Below are 16971 nucleotides of genomic sequence, written 5' to 3'. Positions count from 1 at the left end.
CCTCCCCGCCGCCTGGCCCGCGCCGGGCACGCGGAGGCGCCGTCGCCGGCCCACATCCGTGCCGCTGTGACGACAAGGATCATGGACCACCGGTACGACATCGCTACCCGCCGCCCAGCCGGTGCCGCAGCGCGAGGTGGAGCACCAGACGCCGGTCGGGGTCGTCGAGATCCGCGCCGAACAGCTCGCGCAGCCGGCGCATCCGGTAGCGCACGGTCTGCGGGTGGGTGTGCAGGTCCTCCGCCACGGCGACCACCTGCCCCTGGCGGCGCAGCCAGCCGTGCAGCGTCTCGGCCAGGGCCCGCCGGGCGGCCGGCCGCACGCCGGCCAGCGGCGCGAGGCAGGCCTCGGCCAGGTGGTCGGCCAGCCCCGGCTCCCAGCGCAGCAGCAGGGTGAGCAGGTGCTCGTCCCCGGCCACCGGGTCGCCGGGGAGCACCCCGTCACGGCGCAACGCCAGGGCGCGCCCGGAGATCCGGTACGACAGCCGGGCCATGCCCAGCACCACACTCGGCCCGACTGCCGCCCGCCGCCCGGCGAGGGCCTGGCGGGCCCGGTCGAGCCGTCCCGGGGTGGCCGGCTCGGGCAGCACGATCCGTACCGCGTCGTCGATGACCGTGGCGATCGCGCCGCCCCCGATGGTCCGGCCCAGGTGCTCGGCGTCGTCGCCGTCGACGCTGAGCACGGCGACCGTACGGGGCAGCGGCCAGCGGGCCGCGTCGGCGGCGGCGCGCAGCGCGGCCTCGGCCGGCGGTTGCGGCTGCACGAGCAGGGTGATCAGCCGCCGCCGGGTGGTGGCCCAGTCCCGCGCCGCCTCGCGTTGCTCGTCGAGGTATCCCTCGGCGGCGGCACCGGCCAGCGCGTCGACGTAGCCGAAGAGCGCGCCGGCGACCACGTACAGGTCCGCTGGCGCGGGGCCGGCGGGCGTGGTGTGCGCGACGAGGAAGGCCCAGATCTCCCGGCCGCCGAGGGTGAGCACGGCGCGCAGCGCGTCGACCCGGTGCCCCTCCCGGTACTCCGTGCGGCCCAGCGCGTGGAAGACGGCCCGGGTGGTGGCGAGGTCGCGGGCGGGCTCGGCGACCGCGTCGACGAAGGCGTCCACCGCGGTACGCACCCCGAGAGCCAGGCCGCGCCCCTGCCCACCGGTCAGCGAGCGGCCCTGCGCCCGCATGGCAGCGCGGACGGTCGCCAGGATCCGGCCGTGCAGCGGGTCCCGCAGCCCGCGCAGCTGCTCACCGACCGCCGGCGCGAGCCGCGCCAGGCCGGGCTCGATGTGAAGCAGCGTGTCCGCCATCGTCGGCTCCTTTGTCATCGCCGTGACAAAACTGGTGGCGGATCATGCACGCCCCGACCAACGATTTTGGCCCCGGGCTACGTACGGTCGGTGCCGTGGATACCGATGTGATCGTGATCGGCGCCGGGCTGGCCGGCCTGGTCGCCGCCGCCGAGGCCGCCGACGCGGGCCGCCGGGTGCTGCTGCTGGACCAGGAGCCGGAGCAGAACCTCGGCGGGCAGGCGTGGTGGTCGTTCGGCGGGCTGTTCCTGGTCGACTCGCCGGAGCAGCGGCGGATGGGCATCCGCGACTCCGTCGAGCTGGCCTGGCAGGACTGGACCGGCAGCGCCGCCTTCGACCGCCCCGAGGACCACTGGCCGCGCCGGTGGGCCGAGGCGTACGTGCACTTCGCGGCCGGGGAGAAGCGCGCCTGGCTGCGCGGCATGGGCCACCGGGTCTTCCCGGTGGTGAGCTGGGCCGAGCGCGGCGGCGGGGCGGCGCACGGGCACGGCAACTCGGTGCCCCGCTTCCACGTCACCTGGGGCACCGGCCCGGGCGTGGTCGAGCCGTTCGCCCGGCGGGTCCGCGCCGCCGCCGACCAGGGCCGGATCCGGCTGCTGTTCCGCCACCGCGTCGACGAGCTGGTCACCAGCGGCGGCGCGGTCACCGGCGTGCGCGGCGCGATCCTCGCCCCCGACGACGCCCCGCGCGGGCGGCCCACCTCCCGGACCGTGGTCGGCGACTTCGCGTACGGCGCGCAGGCGGTGATCATTACCTCGGGCGGCATCGGCGGCGACCACGACCTGGTCCGGCGCGCGTGGCCGGCGCGGCTCGGCGCCCCACCGGCCCGGATGGTCACCGGGGTGCCCGCCTACGTCGACGGCCGGATGCTCGCCGTCACCGAGACGGCCGGCGGCCAGGTGATCAACCCGGACCGGATGTGGCACTACACCGAGGGCCTGCGCAACTGGGACCCGGTCTGGCCGGGGCACGGCATCCGCATCCTGCCCGGGCCGTCCTCGCTCTGGCTCGACGCGACCGGCGAGCGGCTGCCGGCGCCCCTGTTCCCCGGCTTCGACACCCTCGCCACGCTGCGCCACCTGCGGGCCACCGGCCACGACTACAGCTGGTTCGTGCTCACCCAGAAGATCCTGGAGAAGGAGTTCGCGCTCTCCGGCTCGGAGCAGAACCCGGACCTGACCAACCGCAGCGTCCGGCAGGTGCTCCAGCGGGTACGCCCCGGCGCGCCGGGACCGGTGGAGGCGTTCAAGCGGCACGGCGCGGACTTCGTCGTCGCCGACGCCCTGCCGGAGCTGGTCGACGGGATGAACAAGCTGGCCGCCGAGAGCGGCGGGCCGCAGCTCGACGCGACGGCGCTGCGCCGGGTCATCGAGGCCCGGGACCGGGAGATCGCCCACCCGTTCGGCAAGGACGCCCAGCTGCACGCGATCCGCGGCGCCCGCCGCTACCGGGGCGACCGGCTGATCCGGGTGGCCACCCCGCACCGGCTGCTCGACCCGGCGGCCGGCCCGCTGATCGCCGTGCAACTGCACGTGCTGACCCGCAAGACCCTCGGCGGCCTGCACACCGACCTGTCCGGCCGGGTGCTGCGCCCCGACGGCGAGCCCTTGGCCGGTGTGTACGCCGCCGGGGAGGTCGCCGGTTTCGGGGGCGGCGGCATGCACGGCTACAACGCCCTGGAGGGCACCTTCCTGGGCGGCTGCCTGTTCTCCGGCCGCATCGCCGGCCGGGCCGCCGCGGCCGGCGTCGGGTAGCCCGCACGCCGGCCGGGACCGGGGTTCGACCAGATCACCTCAGCGCCCGGCCGGTTCCGGGCCCGTCGCGAGCAGCCGCCTGACCTCCGCGGCGGCCGGGTGCGCCGGTGCCACGGCCAGGAAACGCCGCAGCGTGTCGCCGGCCTCGACGGACCGGCTGTTCCGCTGCGCCAGGCCCAGCACCAGCAGGCCGTCGGGGGAGTCCGGCTCGCGGGTGAGCACGTCCCGGGCGGTTTCTTGCGCCGCGGCGCCGTCGCCGGCCCGGAGCAGCGCGAACGCGAGGCGCAGCCGGACGCCGTCGTCGGGCCGGTCCCGCAGCGCCTCCTGGTACATCTGCGCGGCGGCGTCGTACCGGTCCTGCGTCTCCAGGTCGTGGGCGAGCTGGAGGACGACCGCCACCGGGTCGGCCGGCGCCGGCCGGGCGGGCGGGTCGAGCCGGTCGGCGACGATCGCGACGGACGCCACGAGCGCCACCAGGCCCACGGACGCCACCCGGTAGGCCCGCCGTCTGCCCCGAACGTCCGGCGTCCCGGGCGCGGCCGGACCGGTCGGGACGGCACAACTCCGGGCAGGATCGGTCCGGGCGGCACCGCTCCGCACGGCTCGGGTCCGGACGGCACCAGGCCGAAGCGTCCGCACGGCCGCATAGCCGCCGGCCAGCAACGCCAGCACGGGTACGCCCCAGAGCAGCAGCCGGGCCCCGCGGGCCGGTGGATCGGTCAGCACGTCGGCGCCGTACCGCTGGACGAACCACCGCCGGATCTCGGCCTCGTCCCGCCCCTGGGCGAGCTGGTCCGCCACCACCTGCCGCATGGCCGCCGCGACCGGTGACCGGGAGTCCGCCACCGACTCGCCCTGGCAGGCCGGGCAGCGCAGCCCGGCGGACACCGCGCGCACCGGGTCCGCACGGCCGGGGTCGCCCGCGAACCGGGCCAGTGCCACGCCGGCCGCCGCGGCGAGCGTGCCGAGCACGAGCGCCACCAGGGCGCGGCGCCACCTCATCCGGCCAGCAGCGGCGCGATCCGCTGCTCCAGCCACTGCCGGGTCACCACCCCCTGCCGCCGGTCGACGAGCCGGCCGTCCCGGTCGACCACGAAGGTCTCCGGCACGCCCCGCACGCCCCACTCGACCGCCCGCGTGCCGTCGGGATCCGGCACCACGGTCAACCCGGTCGCGCCGGTCTCGTCGAGCAGCGCCCGGACCGCGTCGGCGCCGTCGCGGATGTTCAGCCCGACCAGCCGGACGCCTCGCGGGGACCAGCTGCGCTCGGCGTCCACGAGCACCGGCAGCTCGTCCCGGCACGGCCCGCACCAGGAGGCGAACACGTTGACCAGCACCACCTGGCCACGGGCGTCGGACAGCGCGAAGCGGCCACCGTCCAGGGTGGCGCCGGCCAGCGCCGGGGCGGGCCGGCCGGTCACCGCCGTGGCCGCGCCGGGCTCCGGCGTGGCGGGGGCGCGCAGGCCGAAGGCGATCAGGGCGCCGACCGCGACGGTGAGCGTGAGGACCGTCGCCGGCCCGGCGCGCAGCCATCCCGGGCGCCGTGTCGGCCGCCTCACGTCGCGGCTCCCGGTCCGACGGCCACCGGGGCCGGCCGCGGCGGCTCGGCGCGGCCCGCCGGCCGGGTACGCGGGCGGGCGGTGGCGACGGCCGCGAGCAACCCGCCGGCGGCGGTCAGGGCGCCGCCGGCCCAGATCAGTCCGACGAGCGGGTTCACCGCGAGTCGTACGGTGGCGGTGCCGCTGTCCTCGGCGACGGCGAGCAGCGTGACGTACGTGTCGCGCAGCGGGCCGGTGCCGATCGCGGGCACGGTGACCGCGGTGTCCCGGGCGGCCTGGTAGCGCAGCGCCGGCGTGATCGTGCGCGCGGGGCGGCCCGGCGTGGTGAGTGCCAGCCGGGCCTGTACCGCCATGCTCCCGCTGCCGCCGGCCCGGTCCACCCCGATCAGCCGGACGGCGACGTCGCTCACCCGCAGCGTCTCGCCGACCCGCAGCGTCCGTTCGGCGTCGCGGCCGTACGCCGACGACCCGGCGACGCCGACCGCGACCAGGGCGAGACCGGCGTGCGCGACCAGCCCGGCGAGCCGGGCGGGCCGCCGGTGCGGGCCGGGCCGGCGCAGCCGGTGCGCCAGGTCACCGGCCAGTCCGGTGAGGACGAACGCGGCCGCGCCGAACGCGGTGAGCGCGGCCGGGCCGGGCCGGCTGAGCAGGCCGACGAGGGCCACGGTGCCCAGGCCGGCGCCGGCGGGGACGACGAGGCGCCCCCGCGCCGCCGACCGGTCGCGGACGCGCAGGGCCGGCGTCACGCCCATCACCAGCAGCACCACGACCGCCAGGGGCACCGCGGTGCGCTGGTAGTAGGCGGGGCCCACCGAGGACGCCGAACCGGTCAGCGGAGTGGTGAGCAGCGGCAGGATCGTGCCGATCAGCACCACCGCGGCGATGGTCACCAGGAGCACACCGTGGACCAGCACCAGGCTGGCGCGGGACAGCGCCCGGGGGCGCCCGGCGCGGGCCGGCTCGGGGGCCCGGCGACCGGTCAGGACGGCCGACACCACCACCGCCAGCAGGACGAAGCCGAGCAGCATGGGGCCCAGCGGCGAGTCGGTGAAGGCGTGCACGCTGGCCACCGCGCCCGAGCGGGTGAGGAACGTGCCGAGCAGCACCAGCAGGAAGCTCGCGCAGGCCAGCGCGCCGTGCCAGGCGACCCGCCCGCGGACCAGGGTGGTGTGCAGGAACGCGGTGGCGGTCAGCCAGGGCAGCAGGGAGGCGTTCTCCACCGGATCCCACGCCCAGTAGCCGCCCCAGCCCAGCACCGCGTACGACCACCAGGCGCCCATGCCGATGCCGCCGGTCAGCGCCGCCCAGGCGACCAGCGCCCACGGGCGCGCCAGCCGCACCCAGCGCGCTCCGTCCCGGCCGGCCAGTGGCGCCGCCAGCGCGAACGCGAAGGGTACGACCAGACCGAGGTAGCCGGCGTAGAGCAGCGGCGGGTGCACGCCCATCGCCGGATGCTGCTGGAGCAGGGGATTCGGTCCGGGGCCGTCGGCCGGCACCGGGCTCACCGCGCGGAACGGGTTCGCGGCGAAGGTGGACAGCGCGAAGAAGAACATCATGACCACGCTGACGACCACCATCGCGTACGCGTGCAGCCGCGGCGGGTACGCGCGCCGGGCCAGCAGCGCGGCGTAGCCGCCGAGGACCAGCAACCACAGCAGCAGCGAACCGTCCAGGGCCGACCAGAGGCTGGTCAGGGTGTAGTAGAGCGGGACGTCCCGGCCGCCGTTCTCGGCCACGAACCGGACGCTGAAGTCGTGCCGCAACAGCGCCGTCTCCAGCAGGGCGCAGGCCAGGGCGGCGGCGGCCAGGGTGGCCGCGGTGCCGTGCCGGGCGGTGCGCACGGCCGCGCCGAACAGGGCCACCCGCAGCCAGAGCAGGGCGGTGAGGGTCGCGCAGGCGAGCCCGACGGCGAGGCCGGCGGTGCCGAGGTCACCCAGCATCGACCGGAACCGTCGGGGAGGACGACGGGCCGTACTCGTTGCCGTGCCGGACCACCACGTGGTCGGAGCGGAACACGCCGTCGGAGGACAGCGTGCCCTCGACGACCGCCCCGGTCCCCTCGCGGAAGGTCTCCGGGGGTGCGCCGCGCTGCTCAACGGTGATCTCGTGGCCCGCCTCGGCGAGGCGGAACACGACGACCTCGCCGTCGTGGCGCAGAGAGCCGGGCACGACGTCGCCACCGAGGCGGACCCGGTGGCCTGCGAGACCCGGGTCGGCGAGCAGCTCGCCGGGCGTCCGGTAGTAGGTGACGGTGTCGCGGAGCGCGCTGGTGACCAGCAGCCCGCCGGCGGCGAGCAGCACCGCGACGAGGGCCGCCCGGCCCCTCCGGCGACGCATCATCCGACCCGGGCCGGCGAGCGCTTCGCGGTGGGGGAGGGCGCGGGGGCCAGGCGGCGCTCCAGCCGGCGGACCCGGTGCAGCAGCACGCAGAACGCGGCGAGGGTCGCGGCGGCCACGGCGAGGAGCAGCGCGGTGGCCATCCGGGGGTCGATGGGCGGCCGGTGCGGGGCCAGCACCGTCGCCTGCTGGTGCAGCGAGCGCCACCAGACCACGGAGAAGTGCACCACGGGCACGAGGAGGAAACCTGCGACGCCGGCGATCGCGGCGGGCCGGGCCACCCGGTGATCGCCGCCGTCGCGCGCTCCCCGGCGCTCGGCCAGCGTGCGGCGCAGGGCGAGGTAACCGGCGTAGGCGAGCAGCAGCAGGGCGGTGCTGACCAGCCGCGGGTCCCAGGCCCACCAGGTGCCCCAGACCAGGTGCCCCCAGAGGGACCCGGTGCCGATGGCGGCGGCGGTGAGTACCACGCCGAGCTCGGCCGCCGCCCGGGCGAACCGGTCCCAGCGCAGGTCACCGCCGATCAGGTACGCCCCGCTGGCCGCGAGCACGACCGCGAACGCGGCGTACGCCACCCAGGCGGCCGGGACGTGCAGGTACATGAGGCGTTGCGCGTCGCCCTGGAGTTCGTCGCGGGGCGCGAGCCAGCCGCCGGCCACGGCGGCCGCGACGGCGAGCCCGCCGGCGACCCAGGCCGTCGTCCGGCGCGCCGCGGCTGCTCTGGCGGTGTCCGTGAGGAGGTCCACGGTGGAGGACTGCATCATCTCCCTGTCCGCGTCCCGGAGGCGCTTGACCGAGAAGGTGGGGACTGCAGCCCACCATAAGGGCGATGGTCGTCCCATACGCCGCTGTTCGGGGTAAAAGGTATGAAGGCCGCTAACCGGTACTAAGGTCCATGCCGGTGAAGACGACAGCGCAGACCACCTCGCGCCCGGCACGGCGACAGCGCCGGCCGCGGTCGGTGCTGCCGCTGCTGTACGGCCCGCTGCTGCTCGCCGGCTGCTCCGGCGGCAGCCCGTCGGCCCTGAATCCCGCGGGCACCGGGGCGGCGCGGGTCAGCGGCCTCTGGTGGCTGCTGTTCTGGATCTCCATGGCCGTGTTCGCCGAGGTCATGGCACTGCTCGCCTGGGCACTCGTGTTCCGGCGGGGCGCCGCCCGGGTGCGTCACGGCCAACCGCTGCGCTTCGTCACGATCGCCGGGGCCGGACTGCCGTTCGTCATCCTCGTGGCGGTCTACGGCGTCGGCCTGCGGGACCTCGCCGCGCTCGGCGCCGGACCCGGCCGGGACGCGCTCACCGTGGAGGTCACCGGCCACAAGTGGTGGTGGGAGGTGCGCTACGCGGGCGCCTCCGGCGCCACCGCCAACGAGATCCACATCCCGGTGGGGGAGCGGGTCCGGGTCCGCCTGCGCACCGACGACGTCCTGCACAGCTTCTGGGTGCCGCAGCTGATGCCGAAGACCGACCTGATCGCCGGCGAGACCCGCGAGACCTGGCTGGAGGCCCGGCGCGACGGCAGCTACCGCGGCCAGTGCGCCGAGTACTGCGGCACCCAGCACGCCCACATGGCATTCCTCGTGGTGGCCCAGCCCCGCGCCGACTTCGACGCCTGGCTTGCCCGGCTGGACGCCCCCGCCCAGGCGCCGCGGACCGAGGCCGAACGGCGCGGTCAGCAGACCTTCGCGCAGGGCACCTGCGCGGCCTGCCACACCGTCCGCGGCACCGCCGCACAGGGGCGGGTGGGGCCCGACCTGTCGAACGTCGGCTCGCGGTGGAGCATCGGCGCCGGCGCCGTGCCCAACGACGCCGGACACCTCGGCGGCTGGATCGCCAACTCGCAGACCGTCAAGCCGGGCAACGCCATGCCCCCGCAGCCGGTCGACGCCGCCCGGCTGCCCGACCTCATCACCTACCTCCGGTCGCTGGAGTAGGGGCCGCCATGTCCACGACCACCAGCACCGCCCCCGGCGTCGGCCGGGACGACCTGGCCCGCCTGGCCGAGCACTGGGCCGAGCCCCGCTCGCTGCGCGCCTGGCTCACCACCGTCGACCACAAGAAGATCGGCCGACGCTACCTGGTCACCGCCGCGTTCTTCTTCGTCCTGGCCGGACTCAGCGCCCTGGTCATGCGCACCCAACTCGCCCGGCCCGAATCCGGCGTGGTGTCGCCCGACGAGTACAACCAGCTCTTCACGATGCACGGCACGGCGATGATCTTCCTCTTCGCCACCCCGATGCTCTTCGGCTTCGGCAACTTCCTCGTCCCGTTGATGATCGGATCCCGGGACATGGCGTTCCCCCGGCTGAACGCCTTCGGCTACTGGGTGTTCCTCTTCGCCGGCCTGTTCATGTGGGCCAGCCTGCCGTTCGGGGCGGCCCCCAACAACGGCTGGTTCGCGTACGCGCCGCTCAACCAGGCGCAGCACAACCCCGGCCCGCACATGGACGTCTACGCGCTCGGACTGCTCTTCCTCGGCATCTCCACCACCTCGGGCGCCATCAACTTCATCGTCACCGCGCTCAAGCTGCGGGCGCCCGGGATGTCGCTCAACCGGGTGCCGCTGTTCGTCTGGGCGATCGTGGCCACCGCGTTCATGGTGGTCTTCGCCCTGCCGGCGCTCAACGCGGACAACGCGATGCTCTTCCTCGACCGGCGGTTCGGCACCCACTTCTTCGACCCGTCCGGCGGCGGGAACGTGCTGCTCTGGCAGCACCTGTTCTGGATCTTCGGGCACCCCGACGTCTACATCATCGTGATGCCCGGGCTGGGCATCGTCTCGGCCGTGCTCCCCGCGTTCACCCGCCGCGGCGTCGTCGCCTACCCGCTGATCGTGCTGGCGATCGTCGCGATCTCCATCATCTCGTTCGGCGTCTGGGTGCACCACATGTTCGCCACCGGGCTGCCGCAGCTGTCCTACAGCTTCTTCAGCGCGGCCAGCACCGTCATCACGATCCCCTCCGGGATCCAGATCTTCGCCTGGCTGGCCACCATGCTGCTCGGCCGGCTGGTGCCGCGGGTGCCGCTGCTGTTCGTGGTCGGGTTCATCGTCACCTTCGTGCTCGGCGGCGTCACCGGCGCGATGTTCGCCGTCACCGCGTTCGACCAGCAGGTCACCGACTCCTACTTCGTGGTGGCGCACTTCCACTACGTGCTGATCGGCGGAGCCGTCTTCCCGATGCTCGCCGGCATCTACTACTGGCTGCCGAAAATCACCGGCCGGATGTACCACGAGGGGCTCGGGCGGTGGGCGTTCGGGCTGACCTTCACGGGCATGCACGTCACCTTCTTCCCCATGCACCTCACCGGCCTGTTCGGCATGCCCCGGCGTGTCTACACCTACCGCAGCGAGCCGGGCTGGGACGGGTGGAACCTGGTCAGCACCATCGGGTCGTACCTGCTGGCGCTCGGGCTGCTGCTGGTGCTCGTCGGCGTGGTGCACGCGCTGCGGCGGGGCCGGCCGGCGCCGGCGGACCCGTGGGAGGGCGACAGCCTGGAATGGTCGGCGGCCTCACCGCCCGAGCCGTACAACTTCCCGGTCATTCCCCGCGTACACAGCCTGCACCCCACCTGGGACGCGCGGACCGCCGAGTCGACCACCACCGGCGCGACCGCGGACCGCATCCTCAGCGACGGCCGGCGCACCCTGTTCACCAGCGAGCTGGACGCGCGCACCGAACGGGCGGTGACCATGCCCGAGCCGTCGTTCAAGCCGCTCGTCCTCGCCGGCGCCCTGCTGGTCTTCTTCACCGCCATGCTGCTGGCCGCGTACCCCGTCGCGGCGCTCGCCGTGCTGGTGGCGGCGGCGACGATCGCGGCGTGGCTCTGGCCGCCGCGCCGCCCCGACGAGGAACTCGGGGTGGCGTCATGACCGACCGGGGTGGGGTCGTGGCCGCGGCCACCGGCGTCACGGCGCTGACCACCGAGGAGCCGGTCGGCCGACCGACCGGCTGGTGGGGCATGGTGCTGTTCGTGGCCACCGAGGCCACCCTCTTCGCCTGCCTGCTCGGCAGCTACTTCTACCTCCGCTTCCAGTTCGGTCCGCAGTGGCCGCCGGGCGGCGTCGACAAGCCGAAGCTGCTCCTCCCGCTGCTGATGACGGCGGTCCTGGTGCCCAGCAGCCTGCCCGTGGTCTGGGCCGAGCACGGCATCCGGCGCGGCCGGCGCGGGCGGCTGCGGGCCGGCCTGGCCGCCACCCTGGTGCTCGGCCTGACCTTCCTGGCCCTGCTGGCCGTCGAGTACGCCGAGGACCTCAAGCACTTCACCATGACCACCGACGTCTACGGCTCGCTGTTCTATCTGATCACCGGCTTCCACGGGCTGCACGTGCTGGTCGGGCTGACGATGATCGGCTGGCTGCTCGCCGCCTCCCTGCGCGGCGGCAGCTTCGGGTCCCACCGCCACGAACGCGTCCGCAACGCCGCGATCTACTGGCACTTCGTCGACACGGTGTGGGTCGCCATCCTGTTCACCATCTACCTGTCCCCGCGGCTGTGATGACCACCGGACCCGGCCCGCACACCCGCCTGGCCGGCGGGCTGCTGCTCTGGTACGGCGTGCTCGGCGGAGCCGTCGCCTGGGCCGCGCACCTGCTCGTAGCCTGGCCGCTGGACGAGCTGACCTGCGCCGTGGGCCGCGAGCGGGTCTCCGCCGTGCCGCTCTGGCTGGCGGTGTGGCTCGCGGTGGTGATCCCGGGCCTGGTCACCATCGGATCGCTGCTGGTGGCCACGCTGGTGTGGCGGCGTACCGCCCAGGCGTCGTCGGCCGGCGCCGAGGACCGGGCCGTCGACCGCTCCCGGATGCTCGCCGTGGTCGGGGTCTGGGCGAACCTGCTGTTCCTGACGATCATCGTGCTCGGCGGGGTCGCCGTGCTGGTGTTCCCGCCATGTCAGGGCTGACCGTCTGCCGGGCCCACGGGTCCGGCGCGGGCGACGTGGCCGACGGGCTGCTGGCGATCCTGTCCGTGGCCGTGGTCTGCCTGCTCGCGGCCGGCTACGGCCGGGGGGTGCAGGAGCTGTGGGCGCGGCGCGGCCGTGGCCGGGTGGTGGGGGGCCGGCGGGTGACCGCGTTCGGCGCCGGGCTGGTGGTGGTGCTGGCGGCCGACCAGGGGCCGGTGCACCGGCTGGCGGAGTCCTCCTACGCCGGGCACATGGCCCAGCACATGCTGCTCCTGCTGGTGGCAGGTCCGCTGCTCGCCGCCGGTGCGGCGGGACTGCCGCTCATCCTGGCCGCACCCCGCCCGCTGCGCCGGCTGCTGGCCCGCGTCCGCGCCGCGACGCCGGTACGCCGGCTGCGCCGACCGGCCCAGTACGCCCTGCTGGCCGCGGCCGCGCAAACCCTGGCCCTGTGGCTGTGGCACCTGCCGGGCCCGTACGTCGCCGCGGTGGACGACCCGGTCCTGCACGCCGCCGAGCACGTGAGCCTGGTGGCGGCGGCCTGGCTGCTGTGGGCGCCGGTGCTCGGCCCGGCCCGCCACCGCACGCCCGCGCCGGTGTCGCTGCTGCTGCTCGTCGGCACCATGCTGCCCGCCTCCGCGCTCGGCGCGGTCCTCACCTTCGCCCCCGAACCGGTCTACCCCGCACGCGTCCTCGGCCCCGACCCGCTCGCCGACCAGCAGCTCGCCGGACTGCTGATGTGGGCGCCGATGGACCTGGTGGTCCTGGTGGCGGCGCTGGCGGTCTTCCTCGGCTGGCTGCTGCGGCTGGACCGGGAGCGCCCTGGCCGCCTGGCCACGGCCCGGCCCGGCGTGCCGCCAGCGAGCGGCGCCGCAACCGAAGGGATGGTGCGATGAGCCGTCGTCTCTGGCTGCTGGCAACGGTGCTGGCGGCGCTGCCGGTCGTCACCGTGACCGGCTGCGCGTCGACGTCGCCGCCACCGCCGCCCGAGTCCCGCGCTGGGCGGCCGGACCGGGGCGCGAAGCTGATCGCCCAGTACGGGTGCGGCTCCTGCCACACCGTCCCCGGCGTCGACCGGGCCGGTGGGCTCGTCGGCCCGCCGCTGACCCGCTTCGGCGCCCGGTCGTACATCGCCGGTGAGCTGCCCAACAACGCCGACAACCTACGACGGTGGATCACCGACCCGCAGGCCGTCGAGCCGGGCACCGCCATGCCGAACCTCGGCGTCAGCGCGATCGACGCGCAGGACATCGCCGCGTACCTCTACACGCTGGACTGACCGATGCGGCGACCACGAGCGGTGACGCTGCCCGCCCTGCACCCGCGCCGGGCCCTCGTGGCCGGGTCCGTGCTGGCGCTCGCCGCGGGCCCGGTGGCCCTCGCGCCCGCGCCCGGCCCCACGCCGACCCCGGCCGCCACCACCCCCGCCGGCGACCGCGGCACCGGGCTCTACCTGGAGCGGTGCGCGAGCTGCCACGGCGTGCGCGGGCAGGGGTCGCAGCAGGGCCCGTCGCTGGTCGGCGTCGGGCCCGCCGCGGTGGACTTCCAGCTCTCCACCGGCCGGATGCCGGTGTCGCGCGAGGTCTCCCAGGCGCGGCGCCGCGAGCCCGTCTTCTCCGCCGGCGACATCTCCGCGCTGGTCGACCACGTCGCCAGCTTCGGCGGCGGCGGACCGCAGATCCCCCGGGTCGCGCCCGGCGACCTGGCCTCCGGCCGGGAGGTGTTCGCCGCCAACTGCGCGCCCTGCCACGGTGCCACCGGTTCGGGGGCCGTGCTCACGAACGGCTGGAGCGCCCCGCCCCTGTACGACGCCTCGGCCACCCAGATCGCCGAGGCGGTCCGGGTCGGGCCCGGGCTGATGCCGGCCTTCCCCGGCCAGGTGCTCACCGATCAGCAGGTCGACGACCTGACCAGCTACGTACGGCGGCTGCGCACCGAGCGGCTGGACCCGGGCGGCAACCCGCTCGGCCGGCTCGGCCCGCTGGCCGAGGGGCTGCTCGCCTGGGTGGCCGTGCTCGTACTCCTGGTGGCCGGCGTGCGCTGGCTGGGCCGGAGGGCCGCGGAGTGAGGCGCCCGCCCCCGTCGCCGGCCGAGGAGTCCGCGAGCCGCCGGATCGTCGGCGCGTTCCTGGTGAGCGCCGCCGGCGCGGTCGGCTTCGCCGTGACGTACGGGCTCGGCGGTGACACCCGGTGGGAGGGGGTGTGCCTGGCGGTCGCCTTCGCCGGCCTGGCGGTGGGGCTCGCGGTCTGGGCCCGGCGGCTGGTCCCGGTCGGCGGGTACGTCGAGGAGCACGAGGGCTTCCCCTCGCCGCCGGCCGAGCAGGCGCTGACCGCCGCGGAGTTCGCCGCGCCGGACAGCCCGACGCGCCGGTACGGCCTGCTCGCGGCGCTCGGGTTCGCGCTGACCGCCCTCGGCGTCGCCGCGCTGTTCCCGCTGCGCTCCCTGCTCCCGTGGGACCGGGTGCGTCCGCCCCGGGCCCTCAAGGACACCCCGTGGGGGCCCGGCGTACGGCTGGTCGACGACACGGGACGACCCCTGCGGCCGGACGACGTGCCCGCCGAGACGATGGTGGCGGTCTTCCCCGAGGGCGACCGCGACGCCGGCGACGCCCCCGCCTTCGCGGTCCGCCTCGACCCCGGGCGTTTCTCCCGCCCGCCCGCCGGCGGCCACCTCGGCGGCCTGGTCGTCTGGTCGATGCTCTGCACCCACGCCGGCTGCCCGGTGCGGCTCTACCTCAAGGGCACGGGCCGGGTGCTCTGCCCGTGCCACCAGTCGTCGTTCGACCTGCTGGCCGGGGCTCGGGCGGTCGCCGGTCCCGCGGCGCGGCCGCTGCCGGGCCTGCCGATCGAGGTCGGCCCGGACGGCTTCCTGCGGGCCACCGGCGACTTCACAGCGCCGCCCGGCGCCGGCTTCTGGAGCCGGCCATGATCATGAACCGGCTGGCCCGCGCGCTGGACGACCGGCTCCGGCTGTCCCCGATCACCCGCCGGGCGCTGGCGAAGGTCTTCCCCGACCACTGGTCGTTCATGCTCGGCGAACTCGCGCTCTACTCCTTCGTGGCGCTGGTCCTCACCGGCGTCTACCTCACCCTCTTCTTCGACCCCAGCTCCGCCGACCGCGTCTACCAGGGGTCGTACGCCCCGCTGGACGGCAGCACCACCTCCGCCGCGTACGCCTCCGTGGTGCGGCTGAGCTGGGACGTGCGCGCCGGTCTGCTGATCCGCCAGACCCACCACTGGGCCTCGCTGATCTTCCTCGCCGCCATCGTGCTGCACCTGGCCCGGATCTTCTTCACCGGCGCGTTCCGGAAGCCGCGCGAACTCAACTGGCTGATCGGCGTCACCATGCTGACCCTCGCCCTGGCCAACGGCTTCACCGGCTACTCCATGCCCGACGACCTCCTCTCCGGACTCGGCCTGCGGATCATCACCTCGGTGGTGGAGTCGATCCCCCTGGTCGGGACCTGGCTGGCCGCCCTGGCCCTGGGCGGCGAGTTCCCCTCCGACGAGATGATCCCGCGGATGTTCGTCACCCACGTGCTGCTCGTGCCGGCCGTCCTCGTCGCCCTCATCTCCCTGCACCTCGGCATCCTGGTGCGGCAGAAGCACACCCAGTTCCCCGGTCCGGGCCGGACCGAGCACAACGTGGTGGGGTCCCGGCTGTGGCCGAGCTACACCCTGCGCTCGCTCGCCCTCTTCGCCTGGGTGCTGGCGGTGCTGTTCGCCCTCGGCGGCCTGGCCCAGATCAACCCGGTCTGGCTCTACGGACCGTTCGAGCCGGCCCAGTCCACCTCGCCGGCGCAGCCGGACTGGTACGTGGCCTGGGGCGACGGCGCGCTGCGCCTGTTCCCGCCCTGGGAGTTCCGCATCGGCGGCTACCTGGTGCCGGCGCCGTTCTTCCCCGGCGTCGTGCTGGGCGGGCTGGCCTTCCTGGCGCTCTACCTCTGGCCGTTCGGCGAGCGGCTGCGCACGCGCGACCGCCGTCCGCACCACCTGCTCGACCGGCCCCGGGACCATCCCGTGCGGATCGGTGTCGGCGTGGCCGCCCTGACCTTCTTCGCGGTGCTCGTGGTGGCCGCCGGCGACGACGTCCTCGCCCGGCTGCTCGGGGTGCCGGTCTACGACCTGCTGTACCTCTTCCGGGTCCTGGTGCTCGCCCTGCCGATCCTGACCGGCGCGGCCGCGTTCCTGACCGCGCGGGCGCTGCGCCGCGGCGACGCGGCCTCGCTCGGGGACCTCACCCGGGCCGACCTGCGGCGCGCCGGCCGTCCCTCCCGCCGGCCCGCCCCGCGCGAGGACGAACCCGAGATCCCCGCGCCGGACCGGCCGGGGGAGCGGATCGAGTTGTGGCCGGAGGGGGAGGTGTGGCGGTGGCGGTACCGCGACGAGGCCCGGCGGGTGGTGCTGACCGCCAACAGGATTGCGGTGTCGGAGGAGGAGGCGGCCGAGGCCGCCCGGCTGGCGTACCCGGGCGTGGACCGGGTCGTGGTGCCGGGGCCGCCCCCGCCGTCTCCGCCCGGGCCGGTCCGGGCCGCCCTGCGCCGGTGGGGTCGCGCGGCCGCCGCCGGTTCGTTGCTCGTCGCGGCGCTGGTCGAGCGCCGGCGCGACCGCCGCCGGCAGCGCGACGGCGACGGGGCCGATCCGCCGGAGCGGGTGAACGCGGGTGACCGCCGGTGAACCGGGCAATCCTCCTCTTTCCGGGAGGAAGTGTGTTTAGCTCTCGGGGGAGAGCGGTGCCCCGCGCCGGAAGGGAGTGGCATGCACGGACGTGAGCTGCGTGGCCTGCTGCCTCCGCTCCTCCTGCTGCTGGTCTTCGAGCGGCCCGGCCACGGGTACGACCTGATCGACCGGCTCGGCGCCCTGGGGATGCCCGATGTGGAGCCCGGCCACGTCTACCGGGTGCTGCGTGGCCTGGAACGCGATCGCTCGCTGATCTCCAGTTGGGAGACCGCCGGGGCGGGGCCGGCGCGCCGGCGCTACGAACTCACCGCCGAGGGCCGCCAGGCTCTCCGCCTGTGGACGGTCCGGCTGGCGCAGCTCGACCAGGTCATCGATGCCTGCCTGCGACGCGCGGCGGGCGCCTTCGCCGGGACGGGGGCCGGCCCGGCCGGCCGGTACGTCCCGTCCGGACGCTGAACGGAGA

Annotated in this window: 17 protein-coding genes; 11 read left to right on the top strand and 6 right to left on the bottom strand. The window is 75.6% G+C overall.

Going from position 1 to position 16971, the window contains the following annotated elements:
* Window positions 1-103: 103 nt before the first annotated feature.
* Window positions 104-1291, bottom strand: a complete 1188-nt coding sequence (locus ABZW14_RS08590) for a helix-turn-helix domain-containing protein (protein WP_355341956.1) — start codon at window positions 1289-1291, stop codon at window positions 104-106.
* A gap of 95 nt (window positions 1292-1386) precedes the next feature.
* Between ABZW14_RS08590 and ABZW14_RS08585 the strand changes: the two genes are divergently transcribed.
* Window positions 1387-3045: an FAD-binding dehydrogenase gene (locus ABZW14_RS08585; protein WP_355341953.1), complete on the top strand. Its 1659-nt coding sequence runs from the start codon at window positions 1387-1389 to the stop codon at window positions 3043-3045.
* Window positions 3046-3084: 39 nt separating this feature from the next.
* Here the strand turns inward: ABZW14_RS08585 and ABZW14_RS08580 are convergent, their stop codons facing one another.
* From ABZW14_RS08580 to ccsA, 5 genes are read right to left on the bottom strand one after another with little or no spacing between them, the layout of a single operon-like run.
* Window positions 3085-4047, bottom strand: a complete 963-nt coding sequence (locus ABZW14_RS08580) for a cytochrome c-type biogenesis protein CcmH (protein WP_355341950.1) — start codon at window positions 4045-4047, stop codon at window positions 3085-3087.
* Window positions 4044-4604: a redoxin domain-containing protein gene (locus tag ABZW14_RS08575; RefSeq protein ID WP_355341947.1), complete on the bottom strand. Its 561-nt coding sequence runs from the start codon at window positions 4602-4604 to the stop codon at window positions 4044-4046. Before ABZW14_RS08575 ends, ABZW14_RS08580 begins: the two co-directional genes overlap by 4 nt.
* The gene (locus ABZW14_RS08570; protein ID WP_355341944.1) at window positions 4601-6544 is read right to left on the bottom strand and encodes a cytochrome c-type biogenesis CcmF C-terminal domain-containing protein; all 1944 of its coding nucleotides are present in this window, start codon (window positions 6542-6544) and stop codon (window positions 4601-4603) included. The genes ABZW14_RS08575 and ABZW14_RS08570 overlap by 4 nt, the downstream gene beginning before the upstream one ends.
* Window positions 6534-6941, bottom strand: a complete 408-nt coding sequence (locus tag ABZW14_RS08565) for a cytochrome c maturation protein CcmE (RefSeq protein WP_355341941.1) — start codon at window positions 6939-6941, stop codon at window positions 6534-6536. The genes ABZW14_RS08570 and ABZW14_RS08565 overlap by 11 nt, the downstream gene beginning before the upstream one ends.
* On the bottom strand, window positions 6941-7702 hold the full coding sequence (gene ccsA, locus ABZW14_RS08560) for a cytochrome c biogenesis protein CcsA (RefSeq protein WP_355341938.1): 762 nt from the start codon (window positions 7700-7702) through the stop codon (window positions 6941-6943). Before ccsA ends, ABZW14_RS08565 begins: the two co-directional genes overlap by 1 nt.
* A gap of 137 nt (window positions 7703-7839) precedes the next feature.
* Between ccsA and coxB the strand changes: the two genes are divergently transcribed.
* From coxB to ABZW14_RS08510, 10 genes are all read left to right on the top strand, one after another.
* Window positions 7840-8868, top strand: a complete 1029-nt coding sequence (gene coxB, locus ABZW14_RS08555) for a cytochrome c oxidase subunit II (RefSeq protein WP_355341935.1) — start codon at window positions 7840-7842, stop codon at window positions 8866-8868.
* An 8-nt stretch (window positions 8869-8876) separates the two neighbouring features.
* Window positions 8877-10805: a cytochrome c oxidase subunit I gene (gene ctaD / locus ABZW14_RS08550; RefSeq protein ID WP_355341932.1), complete on the top strand. Its 1929-nt coding sequence runs from the start codon at window positions 8877-8879 to the stop codon at window positions 10803-10805.
* On the top strand, window positions 10802-11431 hold the full coding sequence (locus ABZW14_RS08545; RefSeq protein WP_262284103.1) for a cytochrome c oxidase subunit 3: 630 nt from the start codon (window positions 10802-10804) through the stop codon (window positions 11429-11431). The genes ctaD and ABZW14_RS08545 overlap by 4 nt, the downstream gene beginning before the upstream one ends.
* Window positions 11431-11832: a hypothetical protein gene (locus tag ABZW14_RS08540; protein ID WP_355341928.1), complete on the top strand. Its 402-nt coding sequence runs from the start codon at window positions 11431-11433 to the stop codon at window positions 11830-11832. Before ABZW14_RS08545 ends, ABZW14_RS08540 begins: the two co-directional genes overlap by 1 nt.
* Window positions 11820-12725: a cytochrome c oxidase assembly protein gene (locus tag ABZW14_RS08535; protein WP_355341925.1), complete on the top strand. Its 906-nt coding sequence runs from the start codon at window positions 11820-11822 to the stop codon at window positions 12723-12725. The genes ABZW14_RS08540 and ABZW14_RS08535 overlap by 13 nt, the downstream gene beginning before the upstream one ends.
* Entirely contained in the window at window positions 12722-13108 is a 387-nt protein-coding gene (locus ABZW14_RS08530) for a c-type cytochrome (RefSeq protein ID WP_355341922.1), read from the top strand. Before ABZW14_RS08535 ends, ABZW14_RS08530 begins: the two co-directional genes overlap by 4 nt.
* Before the next feature lie 3 nt (window positions 13109-13111).
* Complete coding sequence (locus tag ABZW14_RS08525) at window positions 13112-13897, top strand: c-type cytochrome (RefSeq protein ID WP_355341919.1); 786 nt, start codon at window positions 13112-13114, stop codon at window positions 13895-13897.
* A complete protein-coding gene (locus tag ABZW14_RS08520; RefSeq protein WP_355341916.1) occupies window positions 13894-14757 on the top strand; it encodes a Rieske 2Fe-2S domain-containing protein in 864 nt (287 codons plus the stop codon). The genes ABZW14_RS08525 and ABZW14_RS08520 overlap by 4 nt, the downstream gene beginning before the upstream one ends.
* Window positions 14754-16505, top strand: coding sequence for a ubiquinol-cytochrome c reductase cytochrome b subunit (locus ABZW14_RS08515; RefSeq protein ID WP_355341913.1), 1752 nt, complete (start codon window positions 14754-14756; stop codon window positions 16503-16505). Before ABZW14_RS08520 ends, ABZW14_RS08515 begins: the two co-directional genes overlap by 4 nt.
* 81 nt (window positions 16506-16586) lie before the next feature.
* The gene (locus tag ABZW14_RS08510) at window positions 16587-16964 is read left to right on the top strand and encodes a helix-turn-helix transcriptional regulator (protein ID WP_355341910.1); all 378 of its coding nucleotides are present in this window, start codon (window positions 16587-16589) and stop codon (window positions 16962-16964) included.
* Window positions 16965-16971 lie beyond the last annotated feature (7 nt).

The organism is Micromonospora sp. NPDC004551 (assembly GCF_040609975.1).
Classification (GTDB): domain Bacteria; phylum Actinomycetota; class Actinomycetes; order Mycobacteriales; family Micromonosporaceae; genus Micromonospora.
This window is presented reverse-complemented; position numbering and strand designations above follow the sequence as displayed.